Annotated in this window: 19 protein-coding genes; 9 read left to right on the top strand and 10 right to left on the bottom strand. The window is 57.6% G+C overall.

What is annotated here, in order from left to right; all coding sequences use genetic code 11:
* Positions 1-102: 102 nt before the first annotated feature.
* From hemP to QT231_RS08400, 6 genes are all read left to right on the top strand, one after another.
* The gene (gene hemP, locus QT231_RS08375; RefSeq protein WP_308336456.1) at positions 103-273 is read left to right on the top strand and encodes a hemin uptake protein HemP; all 171 of its coding nucleotides are present in this window, start codon (positions 103-105) and stop codon (positions 271-273) included.
* 260 nt (positions 274-533) lie between these two features.
* Positions 534-1,607, top strand: coding sequence for a ChuX/HutX family heme-like substrate-binding protein (locus QT231_RS08380; protein ID WP_308336457.1), 1,074 nt, complete (start codon positions 534-536; stop codon positions 1,605-1,607).
* Positions 1,604-2,497, top strand: a complete 894-nt coding sequence (locus tag QT231_RS08385; protein ID WP_308336458.1) for an ABC transporter substrate-binding protein — start codon at positions 1,604-1,606, stop codon at positions 2,495-2,497. The genes QT231_RS08380 and QT231_RS08385 overlap by 4 nt, the downstream gene beginning before the upstream one ends.
* A complete protein-coding gene (locus tag QT231_RS08390; protein ID WP_308336459.1) occupies positions 2,494-3,534 on the top strand; it encodes an iron ABC transporter permease in 1,041 nt (346 codons plus the stop codon). Before QT231_RS08385 ends, QT231_RS08390 begins: the two co-directional genes overlap by 4 nt.
* Positions 3,528-4,289: an ATP-binding cassette domain-containing protein gene (locus tag QT231_RS08395; protein WP_308336460.1), complete on the top strand. Its 762-nt coding sequence runs from the start codon at positions 3,528-3,530 to the stop codon at positions 4,287-4,289. The genes QT231_RS08390 and QT231_RS08395 overlap by 7 nt, the downstream gene beginning before the upstream one ends.
* Positions 4,290-4,409: 120 nt before the next feature.
* Entirely contained in the window at positions 4,410-4,784 is a 375-nt protein-coding gene (locus QT231_RS08400; RefSeq protein ID WP_064235431.1) for a YbaN family protein, read from the top strand.
* A gap of 23 nt (positions 4,785-4,807) precedes the next feature.
* On the opposite strand, the gene QT231_RS08405 is transcribed toward QT231_RS08400, so the two are convergent.
* Entirely contained in the window at positions 4,808-5,314 is a 507-nt protein-coding gene (locus tag QT231_RS08405) for an Lrp/AsnC family transcriptional regulator (RefSeq protein WP_308336461.1), read from the bottom strand.
* A 223-nt stretch (positions 5,315-5,537) separates the two neighbouring features.
* Here QT231_RS08405 and QT231_RS08410 point away from each other — a divergent pair, with 223 nt between their 5' ends.
* Entirely contained in the window at positions 5,538-6,554 is a 1,017-nt protein-coding gene (locus QT231_RS08410; RefSeq protein WP_308336462.1) for a 1-aminocyclopropane-1-carboxylate deaminase, read from the top strand.
* Between the two features lie 245 nt (positions 6,555-6,799).
* Positions 6,800-8,155 carry a magnesium transporter gene (mgtE, locus tag QT231_RS08415; protein WP_308336463.1) on the top strand — a complete coding sequence of 452 codons (1,356 nt, stop codon included), beginning with the start codon at positions 6,800-6,802 and terminating at the stop codon, positions 8,153-8,155.
* Between the two features lie 68 nt (positions 8,156-8,223).
* Here mgtE and QT231_RS08420 read toward each other — a convergent pair whose 3' ends face one another.
* From QT231_RS08420 to QT231_RS08460, 9 genes are all read right to left on the bottom strand, one after another.
* On the bottom strand, positions 8,224-9,345 hold the full coding sequence (locus tag QT231_RS08420) for a Gfo/Idh/MocA family oxidoreductase (protein WP_308336464.1): 1,122 nt from the start codon (positions 9,343-9,345) through the stop codon (positions 8,224-8,226).
* Between the two features lie 74 nt (positions 9,346-9,419).
* Positions 9,420-10,922 (bottom strand): CoA-acylating methylmalonate-semialdehyde dehydrogenase, encoded by a 1,503-nt coding sequence (locus QT231_RS08425; RefSeq protein WP_308336465.1) that lies wholly within the window; start codon positions 10,920-10,922, stop codon positions 9,420-9,422.
* A 36-nt stretch (positions 10,923-10,958) separates the two neighbouring features.
* On the bottom strand, positions 10,959-11,861 hold the full coding sequence (gene iolE, locus QT231_RS08430; RefSeq protein ID WP_308336466.1) for a myo-inosose-2 dehydratase: 903 nt from the start codon (positions 11,859-11,861) through the stop codon (positions 10,959-10,961).
* Between the two features lie 149 nt (positions 11,862-12,010).
* Positions 12,011-13,858 carry a 3D-(3,5/4)-trihydroxycyclohexane-1,2-dione acylhydrolase (decyclizing) gene (gene iolD / locus QT231_RS08435; RefSeq protein ID WP_308336467.1) on the bottom strand — a complete coding sequence of 616 codons (1,848 nt, stop codon included), beginning with the start codon at positions 13,856-13,858 and terminating at the stop codon, positions 12,011-12,013.
* Between the two features lies 1 nt (position 13,859).
* On the bottom strand, positions 13,860-15,818 hold the full coding sequence (iolC, locus tag QT231_RS08440) for a 5-dehydro-2-deoxygluconokinase (protein WP_308336468.1): 1,959 nt from the start codon (positions 15,816-15,818) through the stop codon (positions 13,860-13,862).
* Positions 15,819-15,891: 73 nt separating this feature from the next.
* A complete protein-coding gene (locus QT231_RS08445) occupies positions 15,892-16,689 on the bottom strand; it encodes a TIM barrel protein (protein ID WP_308336469.1) in 798 nt (265 codons plus the stop codon).
* A 9-nt stretch (positions 16,690-16,698) separates the two neighbouring features.
* On the bottom strand, positions 16,699-17,586 hold the full coding sequence (locus QT231_RS08450) for an ATP-binding cassette domain-containing protein (RefSeq protein ID WP_308336470.1): 888 nt from the start codon (positions 17,584-17,586) through the stop codon (positions 16,699-16,701).
* Position 17,587: 1 nt separating this feature from the next.
* Positions 17,588-18,718 carry an ABC transporter permease gene (locus tag QT231_RS08455; protein ID WP_308322506.1) on the bottom strand — a complete coding sequence of 377 codons (1,131 nt, stop codon included), beginning with the start codon at positions 18,716-18,718 and terminating at the stop codon, positions 17,588-17,590.
* A gap of 54 nt (positions 18,719-18,772) precedes the next feature.
* Complete coding sequence (locus QT231_RS08460) at positions 18,773-19,723, bottom strand: sugar ABC transporter substrate-binding protein (RefSeq protein WP_308322505.1); 951 nt, start codon at positions 19,721-19,723, stop codon at positions 18,773-18,775.
* A 224-nt stretch (positions 19,724-19,947) separates the two neighbouring features.
* On the opposite strand from QT231_RS08460, the gene QT231_RS08465 reads away from it, so the two are divergent.
* A complete protein-coding gene (locus tag QT231_RS08465; RefSeq protein ID WP_308336471.1) occupies positions 19,948-20,829 on the top strand; it encodes a MurR/RpiR family transcriptional regulator in 882 nt (293 codons plus the stop codon).
* Positions 20,830-20,863 lie beyond the last annotated feature (34 nt).

Raw genomic sequence — 20,863 nt, forward strand, 5'->3', positions numbered from 1 at the left:
GTGGCTAGCCCCTCCTTCTACTCTCCAAACCCTATTGAGAGATACCGACAACTCTGCTAAATTAACGCTAATAGTTATCATTAACAGAGGAGTTATTCTCTCATGCAGCTAGCCGACAAGGGCGCTCGCCGGGGGGATGCGTCGGCCACAGCGCCCCGCGAAGTGGATAGTAGTGAATTACTGGGCAGCTCGGGCCAGTTGGTGATTCACCATGAACAGCGCCGCTACGTATTGCGCCGCACTAAAAGTGGCAAGTTAATCCTCAACGCCTAACGCCTTAGCAGCTAATTTCTCTGATTAGTTTAAAAATGTACCAAGTAAAGCCAGCCAGGTAGCCCATCGCACCCAGCCAGCGACCTCTTCCACTTATCCCGGTTGGAACTCTCTGGCTTATGACACACACACGCGCTTTTAGTGGCCTCTTGTTAACCTGTCTTCCGCTGTTAGCCGCAGGGCGACGATGGGCGCAGCCTGTTCGCCAACCTCAATTGGCAGTGGTAACCCCAGCCAGTGAACCATAAAAGAGGTGCGTCATGATTCCATCCCAACAGATCGCGATTATCGAAGCCCTTGACGCGGCGCGTGCCGCTCAGCCGCGCCTTCCCGCCATTGAGATTGCCGAACGCTTAGCCATCAGCGAAGGCGAACTCCAGGCCGCCCGGTTAGGGCGAGATGTATGGACACTGCCGCTCTCGCCCAACGAGCTTGCCGCCTACCTGCCCCAGTTGGGGCGGGTTAAGGCGTTGACCCGCTCGCGGCTGGCCGTGCTGGAGCAAACCGGCGATTACCCTGAACTAAGCGGCGGGCCACAAACTGGCCTGCTGCTCGACCCCGGCGGCCTAGACCTACGCCTGCTCTATACCCACTGGCACTGGGCCTGCTTAATTCGTGATCCTATGCCTTCCCTCCATCCTATGCCTTCCTCTCATGAAGAAGAGCCCCAGTGGCGGTGGAGCCTGCAGATATTTAACCAGCATGGCTGCGCCGTGCATAAATGCTTTGCTCTGGAGAACCCGCTCCCGCGCCCCTGGGGCGTACTAGCGGCGTTGGGCACGCGGGATACGCCGGCGTTTACCCAGAGCATGCCTCGTCTCAAGCGCCCCCTGCCCGAAGCGCCAACCCTGGCCAGCGAGTGGGGCGCGATGCGCGATGTGCACCAGTTCTTTACTCTCCTCCAGCGCCATCGCCTGGAGCGCATTGAAGCCAACCAGCTAATGGAAGGTCGCTATACCCGTGCGTTGCCTACGCACGCACTGGAAACGGTGCTTCAGCAGGCCACCCAGCGCGAGCTGCCATTGATGCTATTTGTCGCCAGCCCCGGCTGCGTGCAGATTCGCACCGGCACACTGCCCGCTCCGCAGCGCGCCCGTGGTTGGCTGAATCTGTTTGGCGAGCAGTTCACCCTGCACCTTGACGACACCGCGATTGACCAAGTGTGGCAAGTCAGCAAACCCAACCGCGATGGCGGCGTCACCAGCCTAGAGGCCTTCGATGCCCAAGGCTCGCTAGTGCTGCAGCTTTACGCAGAGCGCCAGGAAGGCCGCGCGGAGCGCCGCGAGTGGCGGCAGCTGCTGGATGAGCTCGACAGCCAAGAGGCGGTGGCATGAGAACAACACACCTGATACGCCGCTCGCTGGTAGCACTGCTGATTGGCTGGTTGACTACCGGGGCCGCGTTGGCCAGCGAGCGCTGGGTGGTGCTGGGTGGCGATATCGCCGAGACCCTGGCCGCCCTGGATGCCGATATCAACGTTATCGCCCGGGACGACACGGTGGTCTATCCACCGGCCATGGCGGAACTGCCCTCGGTGGGTTACCTGCGCCAGCTCTCCGCTGAAAGCGTGCTTTCTATTAAACCCGACCAGATCCTGGCCGCCGGACACGCAGGCCCCAAGGAAGTGCTTGAACAGCTAGCGGCGGTGGGCGTCAGCATAGAGATCATCAACGCCTCGCCCACCTTGGAGGCCATTGGCGATAAAGTCCGTGCCGTTGGCCAACTCACCAATCGCCGTGAGGAAGGAGAGGCATTAGCGGACGCATTGAACGCTAAGTTAGCACAGCTGGCCAACCTGCCAAGCCTGCCGACCACACGCGCCATGTTTATTATGCAGCATAGCGGCTTAACCCCCCGGGCGGCGGGCAGCGACACGGCGGCGCATACGGCGCTTGAAGCGGTGGGGCTGGATAATGCCTTTGCCGAGATGCAGGGCTATCACAGTGTGGGTGCCGAAGCCCTGGCCCGGCAAGCGCCCGACGTTGTGGTCGTCTCCGAACGGGGTTTGGCGGCAATGGGTGGCGAAGCCGCGCTATGGCAACTGCCGGGTATGGCATTAACCCCCGCAGGACGTCATCGACAATTGATTACCATTGATGATCAAGCGCTGCTCGGCTTTGGCCCGCGCACGCCTGATCAGTTGCTCACTTTGCGCCAAGACATGGAAGCGCTACTGGGCGTATCGACTAGCATTCAAAACAGCACCGCCCAGCGAAGCCCATGATAGCCATTCTTAACACTTATCGTTTCCGGGTGCGGCTGCCGGTTAGTCGCACTACCCGCGTACTCGTCGGATTAACCGCTACGCTGCTGCTGGCCTTAGGTTGGGCGGCCGCCTCGGGGGTGCTGGGCATTTCCCCCTGGGGGCTTATCAGCGGCCAAGCCGACCCGCTCAGTGTTCAGGTGTGGTGGCAACTGCGCCTGCCGCGCTTACTGCTCGGCGTGGCAGTGGGGGCGATGCTCGCCGGTAGCGGGGCCGCCATGCAGGGGCTGTTTCGTAACCCGTTGGCCGACCCGACCCTGCTGGGTCTTGCCAGCGGCGCGGGGCTGTTTGTAGCGCTATGGATTGTACTGTTTCAAGACAGCGGCGCTGGCAGCCTTTACGGCCAGTTTGCCGCGGGTTTTCTGGGCGCCTTATGCGTCTGTTTGCTTGTCTTTGGCATCGCCAAGCGCCAGGGCGGCGGCAGTGCTGCGGTGATGACGCTACTGCTGGCTGGCCTGGCCATCAATACCCTGGCCGGGGCGGGCGGTGGGGTTTTGGCCTTTATCGCCAGCGACGAGCAGCTGCGTCAGCTTAGTTTATGGGGCATGGGCACGTTGACGAATGCCCTATGGCGCACCACGGCGCTGGCCCTGGTACTGATTGCCGTTGCCCTGTGGCTGTTAATGCGCAGTGCCAGTGAACTCGACCTGCTCCAGCTAGGCGAAGCGACCGCCCACGCAGCGGGGCTGGATGCGAGCCGCCTAAAACGCCGGGTGGTGGTCGCGACCTCGCTGGGCGTAGGCCTGTGTGTGGCACTCACCGGGGTGATTGGCTTTCTAGGCCTGCTGGTACCCCACTGCCTGCGACTCTGGCTGGGCCCCGGGCACCGACTGCTGCTCCCCGCTTCGATGTTAGGCGGCGCGCTGCTACTAGTCGTGGCCGATACCTTAGCCCGTACCGTTGCGGCCCCGGCAGAAATCCCTGTGGGGCTGCTCACCAGCCTGCTGGGCGGCCCCTACTTCCTGTACCTACTGATGCGCAGGAACCGAGCATGCTAACGCTTCATCAGGCGGGTTTAACCACCACGCCCGCCATCGCTCCCCTGGACGGCACAGTTCGCCCCGGCGAGCTGCTGGCCATTGTCGGCCCCAACGGCGCAGGCAAAAGCACACTGCTCAGCATGTTGTCTGGCTTTCGTCCTGCCGAACAGGGGGAACTACATTTAGATGGCAAGCCCCTGCGCGAATGGCCCATCGCCGAGCTTGCCAACCGCCGCGCACTGGTCGCCCAGCAGGAGCTGCCCGGCTTTGACTGGCAAACCGACGAGCTATTAAGCCTAGGCAGTAGCCCGGCTAAATCACTGGTAGCGGCGCTGCTCGATGACCTGGATCTCACTCACCTCGCCAAGCGCAGCGTGCTCTCGCTCTCCGGCGGTGAGCGCCAACGGGCGATGATCGCCAGAGGCGCCTGCCAACTTCTCTCAAGGTTTTCTCCTACCGCCAAGGATGGCGGTATTCTGTTACTGGATGAGCCCACCAGCGCCCTGGATATCGGCCACCAGCAGCGCCTGATGCGCCAGCTACGCGCCTGGGCCGCGCAGCACCGCATGGCGATTGTCTGCGTGCTCCACGACCTGAATCTCGCCAGCACCTACGCCGACCGGGTATGGTTGCTGCATCAAGGCAAGCGGATTGACCATGGCCTACCCAACCAAGTGCTCAACCCCGCGACCATTGCGAAGATTTACGCGGCCGAGCTTCACCACCTAAAGGGCGGCCCGCATGGCAAACCCCTGCTTGCCCTGGCGCCTTAAAACGGTTTTATCAGCCGTCGAGGTCTATCCCGCTGGGTGGCAAAGTCATCATATAAGTCCATACTTATCCATACATAACGGGCCATTGATGCGCCACCGCGTGCCAATTTGGGAGCAACAATGAGATTGATCCGCCTCATGTGGGTGGTGCTGGCAGGGGTGAGTTTTAGCATCGGTGTGCTGGGTATTTTTCTGCCTCTGCTACCTACCACTGTGTTTATGCTGATGGCGGTTTACTGCGCCTCCAAAGGCTCTCCCCGCTTTGAGGCCTGGATTCGCTCCCGGCATTATGTCGGCCCGCTGTTGGTTACCTGGGAACAAGAGCGCGCCATCCCTCGCCGCGCCAAGCTGGCGGCCGTTAGCATGATCGCGTTGAGTGCGCTGATCACCGCCTGGTCACTCGGCCCCGGCTGGCAACGTTGGTTGGTGGTGGCGCTACTGATGCTGATTGCTCTTTGGCTGGCTACCCGGCCAGAGCCTTCTTCTTCGCCATAGCCCAGGACTCAATTAACACAAGCTTAAACCACCACCTTATGGGTAGAGACCACTTGGCGCAGCCCCATAAACGAGCGGATCTGGCGCACGCCGGGTAGGTAAAGCAACTGCTCGGCATGCAGCCTGTTGAAGCTTTGGCTGTCCCGGGTGCGCACCAGCATAAAGTAGTCAAACTCCCCCGTGACCACGTGACACTCCATACAGCCGGAGACCTTCTGGGCGGCCTCTTCAAAGGCGGCGAAGGATTCCGGCGTCGAGCGATCCAGCACCACGCCAATCAATACCACCATGCCCGCCTGGAGCTGTTCCGGGTCTAAATGCGCCACCACCCGGCTGATCACCCCGTCTCGTTTAAGCTTTTCCACTCTTCGCAAACAAGCCGCAGGGCTCAGGCTCACCTGCTCCGCCAGCGCCACATTGGAGAGCGTGGCGTCGTCCTGAAGCAGTTTGAGAATACGCCGGTCTGTTCGATCTAGTTCAATCGCCTGATCATCAGGCTCAGCGCCTGAACGGAGAGTTTTTGAACGCACTATTATTTACCTTATTGATATTTACACACCATTTAAAACTACATAATGCATTTAATATCAACTCTCGTTGCTTTAACACGTCTAATTTTGCAACACAAAAATCTTAGCTAGCACTTAGTATAAATAGCAGAGCGCGCCCACTGTTCACACAAACCTTCCACATCCCCACTCGCCACGCGAGCTTTCTATTTCGCACTGAAACGCTTAAAAGCTGGAGCCTGTTATGAACCTAGAACGTTTCCCACGCTACCCTCTCACCTTTGGCCCCTCCCCTATCACGCCACTCAAACGTCTAAGCGAACATCTCGGCGGTGAGGTGGAGCTCTACGCCAAGCGCGAAGACTGTAACAGTGGTCTGGCCTTTGGCGGCAATAAGACCCGCAAGCTGGAATACCTAATCCCCGAAGCGCTGGAAAAGGGCTGCGATACGCTGGTATCGATTGGCGGCATTCAGTCTAACCAGACCCGCCAGGTTGCCGCCGTTGCCGCTCATTTGGGCATGCAGTGCGTGCTGGTGCAGGAGAACTGGGTCAACTACTCCGATGCGGTGTATGACCGGGTGGGTAATATCGAAATGTCGCGCATCATGGGCGCCGATGTGCGCCTGGACGAAGCAGGGTTCGATATCGGCATTCGCCCCAGCTGGGAACAGGCGATGGAAGATGTGCGCCAGCGAGGGGGTAAGCCCTTCCCAATTCCCGCAGGTTGTTCCGAACACCCCTACGGCGGCTTAGGTTTTGTGGGCTTTGCCGAAGAGGTGCGTCAGCAGGAGAAAGAGTTGGGCTTTAAATTCGACTATATCGTCGTTTGCTCAGTCACCGGCAGTACCCAGGCGGGCATGGTGGTGGGTTTTGCCGCCGATGGTCGCGCCCAGCGAGTGATTGGCATCGACGCTTCCGCCAAGCCCGAGCAAACCCGTGAACAGATCTTACGCATTGCGCGCAACACGGCCGAGCTGGTGGAGCTGGAAGACGGCATCAACGATGACGATGTGATTTTGGATACCCGCTACGGCGGCCCGGAATACGGCCTGCCCAATGAAGGCACGCTAGAAGCCATTCGCCTGTGCGCCCGCCTGGAGGGTGTACTCACCGATCCGGTTTACGAAGGCAAATCCATGCACGGCATGATCGATAGGGTGCGCAACGGAGAATTCCCCGCGGGCTCTAAAGTGCTTTACGCCCATTTGGGCGGTGTGCCTGCATTAAATGCCTACAGTTTCCTGTTTCGTAATGGTTAAGCCAGCCCAGTAGCTTACCCATGCCGCCTGAACGACAAATTTCGGCCAGGCGGCCCCCTCCATATCCGCTTCCCGCACTAAAAGCTCCCACACACAGCCTGCCTCCATTCTTGCTAATAAATCCAGCGCTTTCCCAGATAGCCTTCATGGCTTTCAACTATCCCTGTCGATAGAATCTAAGCCGAGCCATCAAAAAAGCTTTCAAGCAATTGGATTGAAAATTAATTTCCCATAGGATGGACGCTATGCGCGATGATGAAAAATATACCAATAACGAAGAGCAGCTGCTCTATCTTCAAAAGCTTTTAGACACCCCAGACACAGCGGCTCTACAAGAGTTCTTCACTGAACTCGATATTTTAGACATTGCGCGAACACTTGAATCCTTCCCGGCCAAAACACGCGATTTCCTTTGGGAATATGTTCCTGACGAGTTAATTGGCGAGGTACTCGCCGAAGTTGACGAAGACATCCGTGCTGACTATATCGAAGACCTGTCGGCAAGCGATGTGGAGCAGATCGTCAAAGGCCTGGATGCCCAGGAAGTGGCTGAAGTACTAGATGTTGCTGACGAAGCCATCAAAACCAGCGTTTACGCTAGCTTAGACCAAGAAATACGTGCCCAGGTCGAAAATCTTCATGCCTATGAGGATGACGTGGTGGGTCGCTACATGGATCCCGAAACGGTCAATGTAAAACAGGGCGTCTCGTTAGAGGCCGTGCAACGCTATATTCGAATTCATCGCCTGCTCGACGATGAATCGCAGCAGATCATGATTACGGATAAGGATAAACGCTTACTCGGCACCCTGACTCTAATCGATTTAATCAAACAACCCCAAGACGCGGTGGTTGATGATTATATGGATGATTTCTTCACCCTAAATGATCAAATGAAAGTCAGTGATGCCGCAGCATTACTGCGCTCGAAGGAACTTCACTTTGTACCGGTATGCGATAGTGAGGGGTTATTGGTCGGTCAGCTCAATTCCACCGATGTGTTAGAAATCACCCAAGACGATGCTGACATGACGTTAAAACACATGTCCGGCGTCAGCGATGAAGAGGAAGTCTTTACCCCTATCATGCGAAGTGCCAAAAGCCGCGGCATTTGGCTAGGCATCAATCTATTAACGGCTTTTCTAGCCGCTTTCGTGATCGGACGGTTTGAAGTGGTACTCGACCAAATCGTGGCATTAGCCATCCTGATGCCCGTCGTTGCTAGCATGGGCGGTATCGCCGGCAGCCAAACCTTAACGGTGGTCATCCGCGGCCTGGCGCTAGGTCAGCTCGCCGGTAACAATATTAAATGGCTTTATAACAAAGAGCTGTGGGTGGGCATGAGCAACGGTCTGGTTTGGGCGTTAGTGGTCGGCTTCATTGCACACCTTTGGTTTGACGACGCCATGATTACGCTGGTCATTACACTAGCTATCTTTATCAATATGAGCCTGGCCAATGTCTCTGGGGTGCTTATTCCATTGGTGTTGAAAAAGCTGCAGATTGATCCAGCGCTGTCCGGCGCGGTGATTTTAACCACCGTCACCGATGTGGTTGGATTTTTGTCGTTCCTGGGGCTAGCGACGTTGATTATATTGTGATCTCTTCATCGCCGGCAGGCGCTGGGTTCTTTGGAAAACAGCGCCATCGCTTAGTGTAGTAGCCACGACTATACCGTCACCCACCGGCCGGTCTGATCCGACTTTTCGATGGCATCGATCAGTCGATTAATCCGAGCGGCTTCGCGAAAATCGGGGTAGAGAGGGCGATTATTGATGATGCCTTCGACCAGATCACGCACTTCGATAATTTTCTGATCGTTATAGCCCAGCCCATGCCCCGGCGCGGGGCTGAAAGCGGCATAGTCGGGGTGTTCGGGGCCCGTAAACAAAGTGGTAAAGCCGCGCCTCCCTGGGGCATCACCATGGCGATATAGCTGCAGCTCGCTCATGCGCTCCTGGTCAAACACAATGGCGCCTTTTGTGCCCGTTAGCGTGTAGGCCAGGCCCATTTTGCGGCCAGCGGCTACCCGGGAGGTCTCGATATTGCCAATTAATTCCTGGTCAAACCGCAGCATGGCCTGGGCCTGGTCGTCGTTTTCCACTTCGGCCATACCGCTGCCGTCGCCCCTGGGACGCTTGGCAATGACAGTTTGTAGTTGACCGCATACCTCGGTAATACGTTGACCGGTTAAAAACTCGGCCATATTGAGAATATGCGACCCCACATCGCCTAGCGCGCCGGCACCCGCTGTTGCCCGCTGTGTATGCCAGTCGTGGGGCTTTTGCGGGTCGAGTAGATAATCCTCGTTGTGGCGACCGCGAAAGTGAATCAACTCACCAATTTCACCACTGGCGACAATTTCGCGGGCCAATTGGGTGGCTGAATTGCGAATATAGTTGAAGCCCACCAGGGTTTTGACGCCCGCCTTTTCAGCCGCAGCGACCATCTCGTCGGCATCGGCGCTACTTAGCGCCAGCGGCTTTTCAGCGTAAACATGCTTGCCCGCGGCAATGGCGGCCAGCGCCATCTCTTTATGCAGAAAATTGGGCGCGCAGATATCCACCACGTCCACTCCACTGTCTGCCACCAGGGCACGCCAATCGTCGGTGGCGCGGGCAAAGCCCCAGGCCCGCGCCCGGCTTTCGGCTGTGGCGAGGTCGACGTCTGCCAACAGTTCGCACACGGGTTTAGCGGGTAGTTCAAAAACGCTGGACGCCGCGTTAAAGGCAATCGCGTGGGCTTTACCCATAAAGCCGGTGCCGATTAAGCCAATTTTGAGGGTTTTCATTATGATTATCCCTGTTGCAAAACAATGACGCCGGGCTAGGCCCGGCGTTGATTATTGAGCCACTATCAGGCTGTTTACATCGTCGGCATAGTGAAGTGATTGGTCTCTTCACGAATGCCACTGGGCCAGCGTTGGGTGATGGTTTTCATGCGGGTGTAGAAGCGCACGCCATCCGGGCCATGCATATGCAGCGGGCCAAACAACGAACGCTTCCAGCCGCCGAAGCTGTGGAACGCCATGGGCACCGGAATCGGCACATTAACACCCACCATGCCAACCTGGATCTGCTCGCAGTACTGACGCGCAGCGTCGCCATCCCGGGTAAAGATCGCCGTGCCGTTACCATACTCGTGGGCATTGACCATGCTGACGGCTTCGTCAAAGCTTTCCGCACGGGCAATCGCCAGCACCGGGCCGAAGATCTCCTCGGAGTGAATGCGCATCTTAGGTGTCACATGGTCAAACAGCGTCCCCCCAATAAAATAGCCATCGCCCGCGCCATCGATGGTTGTCTGACGGCCATCCACGACAAGCTCGGCGCCCTCATCGACGCCGGTTTGGATATAACCCGCCACTTTATCGCGATGCTCCCGGGTGATCAGCGGGCCCATATCGTTATCCGGGCCATCGACCAGACCAGGCCCAACCGTCAATTTCTCCAGTTCTGCCACCAGTTTTTCACGCAGGCGATTAGCGGTCTCTTCACCCACGGGCACCGCCACGGAAATCGCCATGCAGCGTTCCCCTGCCGAGCCGTACGCGGCCCCCATCAGCGCACCCACCGCCTGATCCAGATCCGCATCGGGCATGATCACCATATGGTTTTTGGCGCCGCCAAGGGCCTGAACGCGTTTGCCATGTTTTGATGCCGTAACGTAGATATATTCGGCGATGGGCGTGGAACCCACAAAGCTTACCGCCTGCACACGCTCATCGGTGAGCAGCACGTCCACGGCTTCTTTATCTCCGTTGACGACATTGAAAACGCCATCCGGCAAGCCCGCTTCGCTTAACAACTCGGCTAATCGCAGCGGCGTAGAGGGGTCTTTTTCAGACGGTTTCATCACGAAGGTATTGCCGCAGGCCAGGGCGATAGGGAACATCCACATCGGCACCATGGCAGGGAAGTTAAACGGTGAGATACCTGCGCATACGCCCAGTGGCTGCATCATCGAGTAGCTATCCACGCCGGTACCGACGTTCATGGAGTGCTCGCCTTTCTGCAAGTGGGGTATGCCGCAGGCGAACTCGACCACTTCCAGACCGCGGGTCACTTCGCCTTTGGCGTCTGAAAATACCTTGCCGTGTTCACTGGAGATTAGTCGCGCCAACTCGTCGGTGTGCGTCTCGACCAGTTCCTTGAATTTAAAAAGAATTCGAGCGCGCTTTAGCGGTGAGGTTTTTGACCAGGCGACAAAGGCCTCATCGGCGATGCGCACCGCTTCACGGGTTTCGTCAGCGGTGGCCAGCGCCACCTGGGCGCTTTGCTCGCCGGTGGCGGGATTATAAACCGGCGAAGTGCGTTGGTTCTGGCCTGCGATATGTTGGCCGTTGAGATAGTGGGATAGCGTCTTCATAAAGACTCCTGATAAAAATGCGTCGCGGGTGCTGTTTTAGTCGGCAATGTCAAAATCCGCCTGCTCGGCAAGCTGACGTAAATTGCGGTAACCCAGACGGGCATAAGTCAGCGGGTGGGCAACTTCGGGATCTTGCTCGGCTTCCACGACTAACCAACCCTGATACCCTTGCTCGCGCAGGTGGGTTAAGGCGGGCAGAAAATCCACATTGCCATCCCCCGGCACCGTAAACAGGCCGTCCAGCACGCCGTTTAAAAAGCTTTTGTCGCGGTTGCGCACTGCGTCTAACACCGGGAAGCGCAGGTCTTTGCAGTGCACATGATGGATACGCTGGCTGTAACGTTTGGCGATGGCGAGCGGATCGCCGCCAGCACCGCGTAGATGACCAAAATCAAGCAGCAGCCCTACTCCTTCACCGGTGTTGTCCATTAAGCGCTCAACATCCGATTGGCTCTCGATCACCGTGCCCAAGTGGTGGTGATACACCAGTTGAATACCTTGAGATTTCAAATAGTCGCCCACTATGTCCAGACCTTTTAGCAAACGCTGCCACTCTTCTTCAGCAAGATGCGGGCGTTGAGAGAGCGGGCGCGCCTGGTCGCCGTGCACACAGTGGGTAACTTCACACAGCACCATGACCTTGGCGCCGCACTGCTTGAGCAGGTTCATATGGTCTTGAATGGCTTCAATCTCTTCTTCCGGGCTGCGCTCTAACAGATGTGCGGAGTACCAGCCTGAAACAAGCGCCAAATCGTGAGCGCTAAGCACCTCATTCAAGGCATCCGGCGTGCGGGGAAATTTATTGCCCAGTTCAAAGCCGCTAAAGCCCGCTTCGCGCCCCTCTTGCAGGCAGGTTTGCAGGGGCGTTGCGCCGCCCAGGCTGGGCAAATCATCGTTCGTCCAAGTGAGCGGGTTGATGCCTAAAGTGACCGTTGGCATAACGTATTCCTTGTGATTATGTGAGCATTTTCGGCGTTAGGGCGTCGCGAGGGCGCTGTAAACCCATCCCTGGGCGCTACTTTCGCCATCCCTGAAGCGAAAGACCCTCGCTTTGCCCTATCGCCGACTATCTGATGTGCTGCATTCGCTTACCGGGCTTGGCGCTGTTTGGCTTCGCGGTACCCTTGATAGGCGTTATTGACCGCCTCACGCTCGGAAACCTCGGGCACGGCCACTTCCCACCAAGTGCCGCCTTCCTGGGTACTGGGTAACGGGTCGGTATCTAGAGCAATCACGTAGGTAGACTGTGCTGCGCGAGCGCGCACCAGCGCCTGCTCCAGCTCCGCAATACCGCTCACCGCTTCAGCCTCACAGCCCAGGGATTTGGCATGGGCGGCAAAATCGGTTTTCGGCGCGCCCGCCTCCACCGTACGGCAATCCTGCAGCAGGTTGTTGAAGCCCGCGCCGCCGGTGGCGTGCTGCAAACGGTTGATACAGCCATAGCCGCGGTTATCCAGCACCACCACAATCAGCTTGTGGCCCAGCATCACCGAGGTGGCCAGCTCGGAGTTGTGCATCAGGTAGCTGCCATCACCAACCATCACCACCACTTCCCGCTCGGGCTTGGCCATCTTGACGCCTAGACCACCGGCAATTTCATAGCCCATGCAGGAGAAACCGTACTCCACGTGGTAACTGCCAGGGCCCGAGCACTGCCAGAGCTTATGCAGCTCGCCGGGCAAGCCACCGGCGGCGCATACCACGGTGGTATCGTTGCCTGCTTGGCGATTCACCGCACCGATCACCTGGGCATCGGTGGGTAGCGCCAGTCCTTGATTAGCGGTTACCCGGTGTACTATTTCGGCCCATTCGCGCTTGAGCGTTCCGGTTTGTTCGCGCCATTCATCGCTGCCGCGCCATTTGCCTAGCGCTTCATCAAGTTCACCCAAGCCAATCAAGGCATCGCAGGTGAGTGGTAGCGCCTGATGCTTAACGCTGTCAAAACGGCCAACGTTGAGGGCAATCAGCGTTTTATCGCTGCCCTCAAACAGCGCCCTAGAGCCGGTGGTAAAGTCCTGCAGCCGCGTACCTATGGCGAGGATGACATCAGCCTGCTCCGCCAGCTGATTAGCGGCCGCGCTGCCGGTCACCCCAATGGCACCTACCGCGCAGGGGTGGCTGTCGGCCAGTGCGCCTTTGCCCGCCTGGGTTTCAGCCACCGGGATGCCGCGTACTTTGGCAAACTCGGCCAGGACGTCGCAGGCAGCGGCGTAATGCACGCCGCCACCGGCAATAATTAGCGGGCGTTTGGCCTGTTGCAGCGCGGCGATTGCTTGACGAAGCTCATAAAGATCCGGCGGCGGGCGGCGAATGCGATGTACTTTGGGGGCAAAAAACGCTTCTGGATAATCGTAGGCGAAGGTCTGCACATCCTGGGGCAGTGCCAGGGTCGCCGGGCCGCAGTGTTCGGGATCAAGCAGGGTAGCCATCGCCTGAGGCAAGCTGGTCAGCAGTTGCTCTGGGCGGCTGATACGGTCGAAGTAGCGCGATACCGGACGAAAACAGTCGTTGACGCTAATGGTCGGGTCGCCAAAATGTTCTACCTGTTGCAGCACCGGGTCTGGGTCGCGGGTGGCAAAGGTGTCTCCCGGCAGCAGCAAGATCGGCAAACGGTTGGCGTGAGCGAGCGCCGCAGCGGTAACCATATTGGTCGCCCCTGGGCCAATCGAGCTGGTAGCGGCCATTAAGCGCTGACGGCCGCTGGCTTTGGCAAAGGCGATGGCCGCGTGGGCCATGGTCTGTTCGTTATGGGCACGAAAGGTCGGCAAGCGGTCTTGCACGTGGTAAAGCGCCTCGCCCAACCCGGCTACGTTGCCATGGCCAAAAATTGCAAACACGCCTTCAAACAGTGGCACTTCATGACCATCTAGCTCGATACGCTGGGCGGCAAGGTACTTGACCAGCGCCTGGGCCATGGTGAGTCGAATAGTGCTCATCTTACGCCTCCTCCGTGTGGGCCAGCGTTTGCGGCTGCGCCTGTCTTAATTGCCGCCACGCCTTTATCAGTTCGGCATAGTTTTGGGCGACCCGCTCTACCAAGCTGGCATCGTCGATACGCCCCGCCAGCCAGTCGCGACTGGCGCTGGCAAATAGCGTGCGCCCAACGGTGAAACCTTTGCAGCAGGCATGATTGGCTGCTGCTTGAAAGCCGCGCTTCATATCGTCCATAGGGGCGTCGAGCCCGAGCAGTACGACGCCGCGACAGTAGGCATCTTCGCGCTCAATGATCTCGCCCACCGCCTGCCAGGCGGCATCTGACATGGCAGGCAGCTTCCACCAGTCGGGGCGAATGCCCAGGTTGTAAAGCCGCTGCAGGCTTCGCGGTAACGTCTTATCGTCGTTGGGCATGTTTGCAGGGGGAATGATTTCAATCAGCAACTCCAGCCCATACGCACAGGCCGCCTGATAGAGTTGACGCAGACGCTCCTCCTGCTCCAGACGCAGCGCAATCTCGTCGTCAGGATGGTAGAAGACCAGGCATTTAATGATCTGCTCTCTAGGCCAGTTGCGCAGGCAGGCACCTAAATCGTCGCCATGCTGGAAGCGCAGCGGACGTGACCCTGGCAGTTCCACCGGACGGCCAATCCACCAGCCTTTGCCGCTGGCGTGATTGAGCGCGTCCTGACCCAGCACGTCGTCTACCAGAATCGCGGGCGTGGGAATACCACCCAGCTTTGCGCCCTCTTCAGCGGCGGTGACCAGGAGTTTTTTGAGTGCGGGTAGCCGCGCAATGTCGGCATGCGCTTCACGGGCCATATCGGTGAGCTGGCGGCGGTGGTCAAATGCCAGTCCGAGTACTTCAGGCCACTGAGCAGGCACTCGGGTAGTGACCCGGTGCAAATGATTTAGGCGTTGATCGATATCCGGACGGGGTACTTCGTCGCGGCGCGCCAGGTAATCAAATAACTCGTCTTCAGTGGGCATGGCGGGGGCACAGCCGTGACGGGAGACCACTAGCGCGCCACAGGCGTTGGCATAGGCAGAGCTGGTTTGCCAGGGCTCATTGCGTAGCCACCCCCGTAGCAGCCCGCTCATAAAGGCATCCCCGGCGCCCAGCACATTAAGCACTTCGACCTGCACGCCCTTGACCAAAATACCGTCTTCAATACGCTCAGGAATAGCACCTTCAAACACTACACAGCCCATGGGCCCCAGTTTGCAAACCAGGGTAGCCTGGCTAACCTCACGCACTGCGCACAGCGCCGCCAAGGTGTCCGTACTGCCGCCGGCAATATGAAACTCCTCTTCGGTACCCACAATCAGGTCAAAATCCGGCAGCCAACGCTGTAGGTCGGTGGTCACTTTATCATCGGCGATAAAGCGGGTTTCACCATCTCCAGGATTGGTCAGCCCCCACAGCACCGGCCGGTAGTCGATATCCAACACCCGCTTCACGCCATAATGAGCGGCGGCGTCCAGCGCCTTGCGACACGCCCGGCGGGTGGTATCGGTAGAAAGGTGCGTACCGGTAATCGCCAGGGCTTTTGCCCGGGCAATGAACTCAGGGTCGATGGCGTCAGCGTCGATGGCCATATCGGCGCAGTTACGACGGTAAAACAGCAGTGGAAAGCTTTCGCGGTCTTTCAGCGCCAGCAGTACCAGGCCGGTGTGGCGCTCGGGGTCGGTCTGTAACGCAGTGGTATCCACCCCCACCCGCTCCAGCTCTTCGCGCACAAAGTTGCCCATCTGCTCATCGCCTACCCGCGAGAGCATGGCCGACTTCAACCCGAGACGAGCGGTGCCGTATGCCATATTGCCCGAGCTGCCACCCAGGTACTTGGCAAAGCTGGCCACATCTTCTAAACGGCTGCCAATCTGTTCGGCGTAAAGGTCGACCGCCACGCGTCCAAGACAAATCAGGTCAAGCGGTCGGTGTTGACTATTGTTATTCAGCATAAACGTCTCCCCACGTCACAAATTCGTGGTATCGGACAAAAGATGACTCTGGGCGTAAAAGCGTCTTGGGTGGCTAAAATGCGAAGGCCGCACGGAATCGTTCGAGCGCCACCTCATCATCACCCGAGGCCCAGCCTTCCAGCCCTACGGTGCCGCGATACCCCATGTCGTTCAGCGTTTTGGCAATGGCCGGGTAGTTAATCTCGCCCGTTCCCGGTTCGCAGCGCCCAGGCACATCGGCCACCTGCACTTCACCTATGTACGGCCCGCAGCGGCGAATCAATTCGATCAGATTACCTTCGCCAATTTGGGCGTGATAAACGTCCAGCATGATGCGCAGACCCGGCCGATCAACGCTTTCGACAAGCGCCAACACATCTGCCAAGCGAGCAAACGGCACACCGGGGTGGTCAACCTCGGTATTCAGGTTTTCAAGCACAAAGGTGACGTCATGCTGCTCGCCGAGATCCGCCAGCCGGTTGAGTGTGTCGCGGGCTTTGAGCCACATAGCACCGGTCATCTGCTGGCAAGGTTGAACGGGCAACCCATCACCATCTAGCCCGGTGCCGTGCAGGTTAAGGCGCGGAATACCCAGGCGCTTTGCTACCTCAACCGACTCAGTGGCGGTGCGAAGCAGCTCATCGGCCCCGGCGGCATCCGCCAGGGTGCCGGTGACATAGCCGGTCATGGATGAAAATGTCGCACCACTACTGGCTAGTGCCTCGATGTCGTGCTTTGTCCAGTCCCAAATTTCGACTTGAAAGCCCAGTTCAGCAATACGCTTAACGCGCTCCAGTACGGGCAAATCGCGGAAGACCATTTCAGCACACACGGCCAGTGTGAACGGAGAGGATGAGGTTGGGTTATTCATCATGTCTCCTTAATAGCCGCCAGCAATACGCGGTGAAGAGTGGCCGGAACTTGTTTCGCTTCCAGGCTGAGGGCCCTGACCTGCTAAGTTGGCCTTCTTGGCTTTATCGTCCCGCTGGAACTCCGCGAGCTCTGCGTCCAGACTTTCTAGCTCAGCGCCACCCGCCATCATATTGAGTACCTCTTCGCGGCTGACTTCTTCTTTACGGAAGGAGCCCAAGCTGCCACCGCGTGACAATAGGGTGAAAGCGTCAGCCACGGGGTAGGCATGGTGAACGTTGTGGGTAATAAAGATGACCGCAAGGCCATCGGCGCGGGCTTTGGCGATGTAGCGCAGTACCACGGAGGCCTGCTTGACCCCGAGTGCGGATGTTGGCTCATCCAAAATAAGCACTTTGGCGCCAAAATAGACCGCCCGGGCAATCGCTACGCACTGGCGTTCGCCACCGGAAAGCGTACCCACCGGCTGGCTTGGATCACGCACATCGATACCGATCTTGGCCATCTCCTCTTTGGCAACCCGGTCGGCATACTTCCAATCGATGCGCTTAAACGGCCCCCAGCCCACCGTCGGTTCGCGGCCCATAAAGAAGTTCCGGGTAATCGACATCAATGGCACCATCGCCAAGTCCTGGAAAACCGTGGCGATACCCGCATCTAGCGCATAAGCCGGTGACTTGAAGCGGGCGGGTTCGCCATCCAGCAGCATTTCGCCATGGGTGGGTTGATGAACCCCGGAGAGGGTTTTGATTAGCGTCGACTTGCCTGCGCCGTTATCCCCCAACAGGCACATCACTTCGCTGGCATAGACCTGCATCGAGATATCGCTTAAGGCGATAACGCTGCCAAAGTGCTTGCTGACATTGCGCATCTCAATCATTGGCGTACGTGTGGTCATATTATTTGGCCTCCATCGCCTTTTTGCGCATGTAGTTGTTAAACAGCACCGCCACCAGCAGCATCACGCCCAGGAAGACCTGGAACCAGTCGGTGTTGACACCGGTGTAGAAGATGCCCATTTGCACCATGCCGAAGATCAACGCACCGAGGGCCGCACCAATGGCAGACCCATAGCCACCGGTCAGCAAAGCGCCGCCAATGACCACTGCGATAATGGCCTCCAGCTCTTTTAACAGGCCGCGAATAGTGTCCGCCGAGCCGGTATCCATGACCTGAATGCAGGCAAAAATGGTGGCGGAAAAAGCGGTAAACATGAAAAGCGAGATCTTGACGCGGTGGACAGGCACACCCGAGTTGCGCGCGGCGTTAGCGTCGCCACCGCTGGCGAAGATCCAGTTACCGTAAGGCGTGCACAGCAACACCCAGGTTGCCACAGCGGTTAAGCCGAGCCACCAGACGATAGAGACTGGAATGCCCGAGACGACGGGGTTGCCCGCAAAATTGGTCGCCATCCAGCCATTGGCTGCCATCCAGGTAAACAGGCCCGTGGCCACCTCACCGGAGAATAGCGCCGCGAACCAGTCACCTGGAATATGCTCTTGTACGCCCCCGACCTGAGTACGTCCGGTCAATAAGCGGCTGACGCCAATCGCCAGGCCACGCAGAATAAACAAAAAACCCAGCGTGACGATAAAGGAAGGCAACCCCGTTTTATTGACCAGATTACCGTTAATCCAGCCCACCAAGCCTGCACATGCGAAGGCCAATAAAATAGCCGCCCATAGCGGCCAGCCATACTCCACCGCAGGGATAGCAATCAGAATGCCGGCCAAGCCGATCATCGAGCCAATCGATAGATCAAACTCACCGCCGATCATCAGCAGCGCAGCCGCCGTGGCGATAATGCCGAGCTGGGCGGCGACTTCAAGAAAATTAATAATACCGGCGGGGGTAAACATCCCGGTGCCACTGGACGCGGCGATAAAGAAGGCAAGCACCAACACGGCACCCGCTAGCGCACCCAATTCAGGGCGATTGAGCGCTTTTTTCCAAAATGAGACTTTCTGAATCCGCTCATCTTGATCAACCGCTGCTGGCGCAACAGGTTGGTTAGTTTCATTGGAACTCATGGCGATCGACTCCCAAGGCTCGGCGGTGCCGAGCCTTTTCCGATTAGGTCGTTATCAACGGATGCCCTGGCTACTCAGCTCAACAACCTGCGCAGCGTTTTCTTGAGTGACAAACCCCGGCCCGGTGGCAACATCCCCTGCGGGTAACAGACCGTTCTTAACGAACTGATCCAGGAACATAACGGGCAAGTAGCCCTGCATGTACTGCTGTTGGTCGATCGCAAAATCCAGGTCGCCCGCATCAAGCGCTTCTAGAATGCCGGGTGAGAGATCAAAGGTACCTAGAGTGAATGTGTCGGTCGCCCCTTGCTCACGCATGGCCTTAATCATTGGATCTGCCGCCAGCGCGCCCAGCGTTAACACACCGCGAACGTCACTGTTCTGGTTGAGATAAGCCACGATGGCGTTGCGAATATTGGTGGGGTCGTAGGTGGTCGCCAACTGATCAGCGTTGCCATCAAAGCCGTCGACAAAACCGTCGCAGCGCTGGTCAAGGCCCTGGTTACCCTGCTCATGGTTGACACAAACGCCTTTCTCAACGCCCAACTCTTGCATACGTTCGGCGGCCTGCTTACCCGCTTCGTACTCACTCTGCCCAACGTGTAAACGGGCACCATAATCCCGCGCCACATCACCACCGGAATTGATGGTGATCACGGGAATCCCGTTATCGACTGCATCTTGCACAACGCTGCCTAGGGCATTTTCGTCGGTGAACGACAGAATCAAACCGTCTGGTTGAGACGCTACCGCCGCCTGGACGAGTTGCTGCATTTTGGCCATATCAAAGGTGGAAGGTGCGCGGTACTCAAGCTCTGCGCCTACAAGGTCAGCCGCCGCCTCAGCGCCGTTTTTGACTACTGACCAGAAAGGATCCGAGGGAACGCCATGAGTCACCATGACAAAGCGGCTCGCTTCTTGTTCCGGTTCTTGTGCTTGTGCGGCACCTGCCATTAAAGCCGTGGTGGCGGCGGTGGCTAGAAGCCATTGAGATAGACGTGCCATAAATAATTCCTCATAACGTTATCGTTGTTGGTAGGGAAGTGGCATTAAATGCCTTGGCGATATGAAATATAGATTCCAAACATCAAAACTAGCAAATTATTTATTCCATACTTTGGTATAAATGGAATATTTGTTTCAACCAGCTAGACTGCATATCAACCAGCCACGTTGCTCATTGGTTCATGAGCAATGAGTGGTACATGAGTTAACGCTAAGGAATTTGTATGCCCCAGCCACCACAAAGCTACCGCGAGCTGGAAACGCTGATCACCGCCGAGTACGACACGCTAAGCAAACGTTTGCAGCAAACCGCGCGGTTTATGCTCGACCACCCTCAGGAAGTGGCGCTGGCGACCGTAGCCAAAATTGCCGAGCAGGCGGATGTCACCCCCTCCACCTTGATTCGCCTGGCTAATAGCTTGGGGTTTAAGGGTTTTTCCGAAATGCAGCAGCTGTTTCGTAGTCGCCTGGTCGATGAATTGCCGAACTACACCGAGCGAATTCGAGCGGTGCGCAGCGCCACCGGGGAAACCCCAGATAGCACCCAGCTGTTATGGGAGTTCGCCGATGCTAATCGAGCTGTTTTGGAGCAGCTTCCCAGCCGTATCAATCCAGAGAGCTTAGAGAAGGCGCTGGATATTTTTGAGCAGGCCCACGCCATACATGTGATGGGCGCCCGGCGAAGTTTCATGGTCGCCAGCTATATGACCTATGCCTTGGCGCATGTGGATAAGCCCGCTTTATTGGTCAGTGGATTAGGGGGTATGTACGGCGAGCAACTGCGTGCCATGAGCCAACACGACGCCCTACTGACCATCAGCTTCTCCCCCTATGCCGAAGAGAGCCAAAAAGCCTATGAAGACGCCCATCAGCGTGGCCTGCCTATCGTGGTGATTACCGACTCGACCCTCAGCCCCCTGGCCCGTTTCGCCGATGTGGTGTTTGTGGTCAACGAGGCCGAGGTAAAAAGTTTCCGCAGTTTGACCGCATCGCTCTGCCTGACCCAAGCCTTGGCGATTGCCCTTGGCGTGCGCCAGGACAAATCCCGGGACAAAGCGCTGGGAAAAGTTCAGGCAAAAGCCCAAAGCAAAAAACGTAAGACCTAAATGCTCAAACAAACCAACACCAACAACAAAACAG

This window comes from Halomonas sp. SpR1 (genome assembly GCF_031010175.1).
Lineage (GTDB): Bacteria > Pseudomonadota > Gammaproteobacteria > Pseudomonadales > Halomonadaceae > Vreelandella.

Bases quoted from the DNA above. Each gene is read 5' to 3' on its own strand.
- hemP (WP_308336456.1), top strand. From the start codon at position 103: ATGCAGCTAGCCGACAAGGGCGCTCGCCGGGGGGATGCGTCGGCCACA.
- QT231_RS08380 (WP_308336457.1), top strand. From the start codon at position 534: ATGATTCCATCCCAACAGATCGCGATTATCGAAGCCCTTGACGCGGCG.
- QT231_RS08385 (WP_308336458.1), top strand. From the start codon at position 1,604: ATGAGAACAACACACCTGATACGCCGCTCGCTGGTAGCACTGCTGATT.
- QT231_RS08390 (WP_308336459.1), top strand. From the start codon at position 2,494: ATGATAGCCATTCTTAACACTTATCGTTTCCGGGTGCGGCTGCCGGTT.
- QT231_RS08395 (WP_308336460.1), top strand. From the start codon at position 3,528: ATGCTAACGCTTCATCAGGCGGGTTTAACCACCACGCCCGCCATCGCT.
- QT231_RS08400 (WP_064235431.1), top strand. From the start codon at position 4,410: ATGAGATTGATCCGCCTCATGTGGGTGGTGCTGGCAGGGGTGAGTTTT.
- QT231_RS08410 (WP_308336462.1), top strand. From the start codon at position 5,538: ATGAACCTAGAACGTTTCCCACGCTACCCTCTCACCTTTGGCCCCTCC.
- mgtE (WP_308336463.1), top strand. From the start codon at position 6,800: ATGCGCGATGATGAAAAATATACCAATAACGAAGAGCAGCTGCTCTAT.
- QT231_RS08420 (WP_308336464.1), bottom strand. From the start codon at position 9,345: ATGAAAACCCTCAAAATTGGCTTAATCGGCACCGGCTTTATGGGTAAA.
- QT231_RS08425 (WP_308336465.1), bottom strand. From the start codon at position 10,922: ATGAAGACGCTATCCCACTATCTCAACGGCCAACATATCGCAGGCCAG.
- iolE (WP_308336466.1), bottom strand. From the start codon at position 11,861: ATGCCAACGGTCACTTTAGGCATCAACCCGCTCACTTGGACGAACGAT.
- iolD (WP_308336467.1), bottom strand. From the start codon at position 13,858: ATGAGCACTATTCGACTCACCATGGCCCAGGCGCTGGTCAAGTACCTT.
- iolC (WP_308336468.1), bottom strand. From the start codon at position 15,818: ATGCTGAATAACAATAGTCAACACCGACCGCTTGACCTGATTTGTCTT.
- QT231_RS08445 (WP_308336469.1), bottom strand. From the start codon at position 16,689: ATGAATAACCCAACCTCATCCTCTCCGTTCACACTGGCCGTGTGTGCT.
- QT231_RS08450 (WP_308336470.1), bottom strand. From the start codon at position 17,586: ATGACCACACGTACGCCAATGATTGAGATGCGCAATGTCAGCAAGCAC.
- QT231_RS08455 (WP_308322506.1), bottom strand. From the start codon at position 18,718: ATGAGTTCCAATGAAACTAACCAACCTGTTGCGCCAGCAGCGGTTGAT.
- QT231_RS08460 (WP_308322505.1), bottom strand. From the start codon at position 19,723: ATGGCACGTCTATCTCAATGGCTTCTAGCCACCGCCGCCACCACGGCT.
- QT231_RS08465 (WP_308336471.1), top strand. From the start codon at position 19,948: ATGCCCCAGCCACCACAAAGCTACCGCGAGCTGGAAACGCTGATCACC.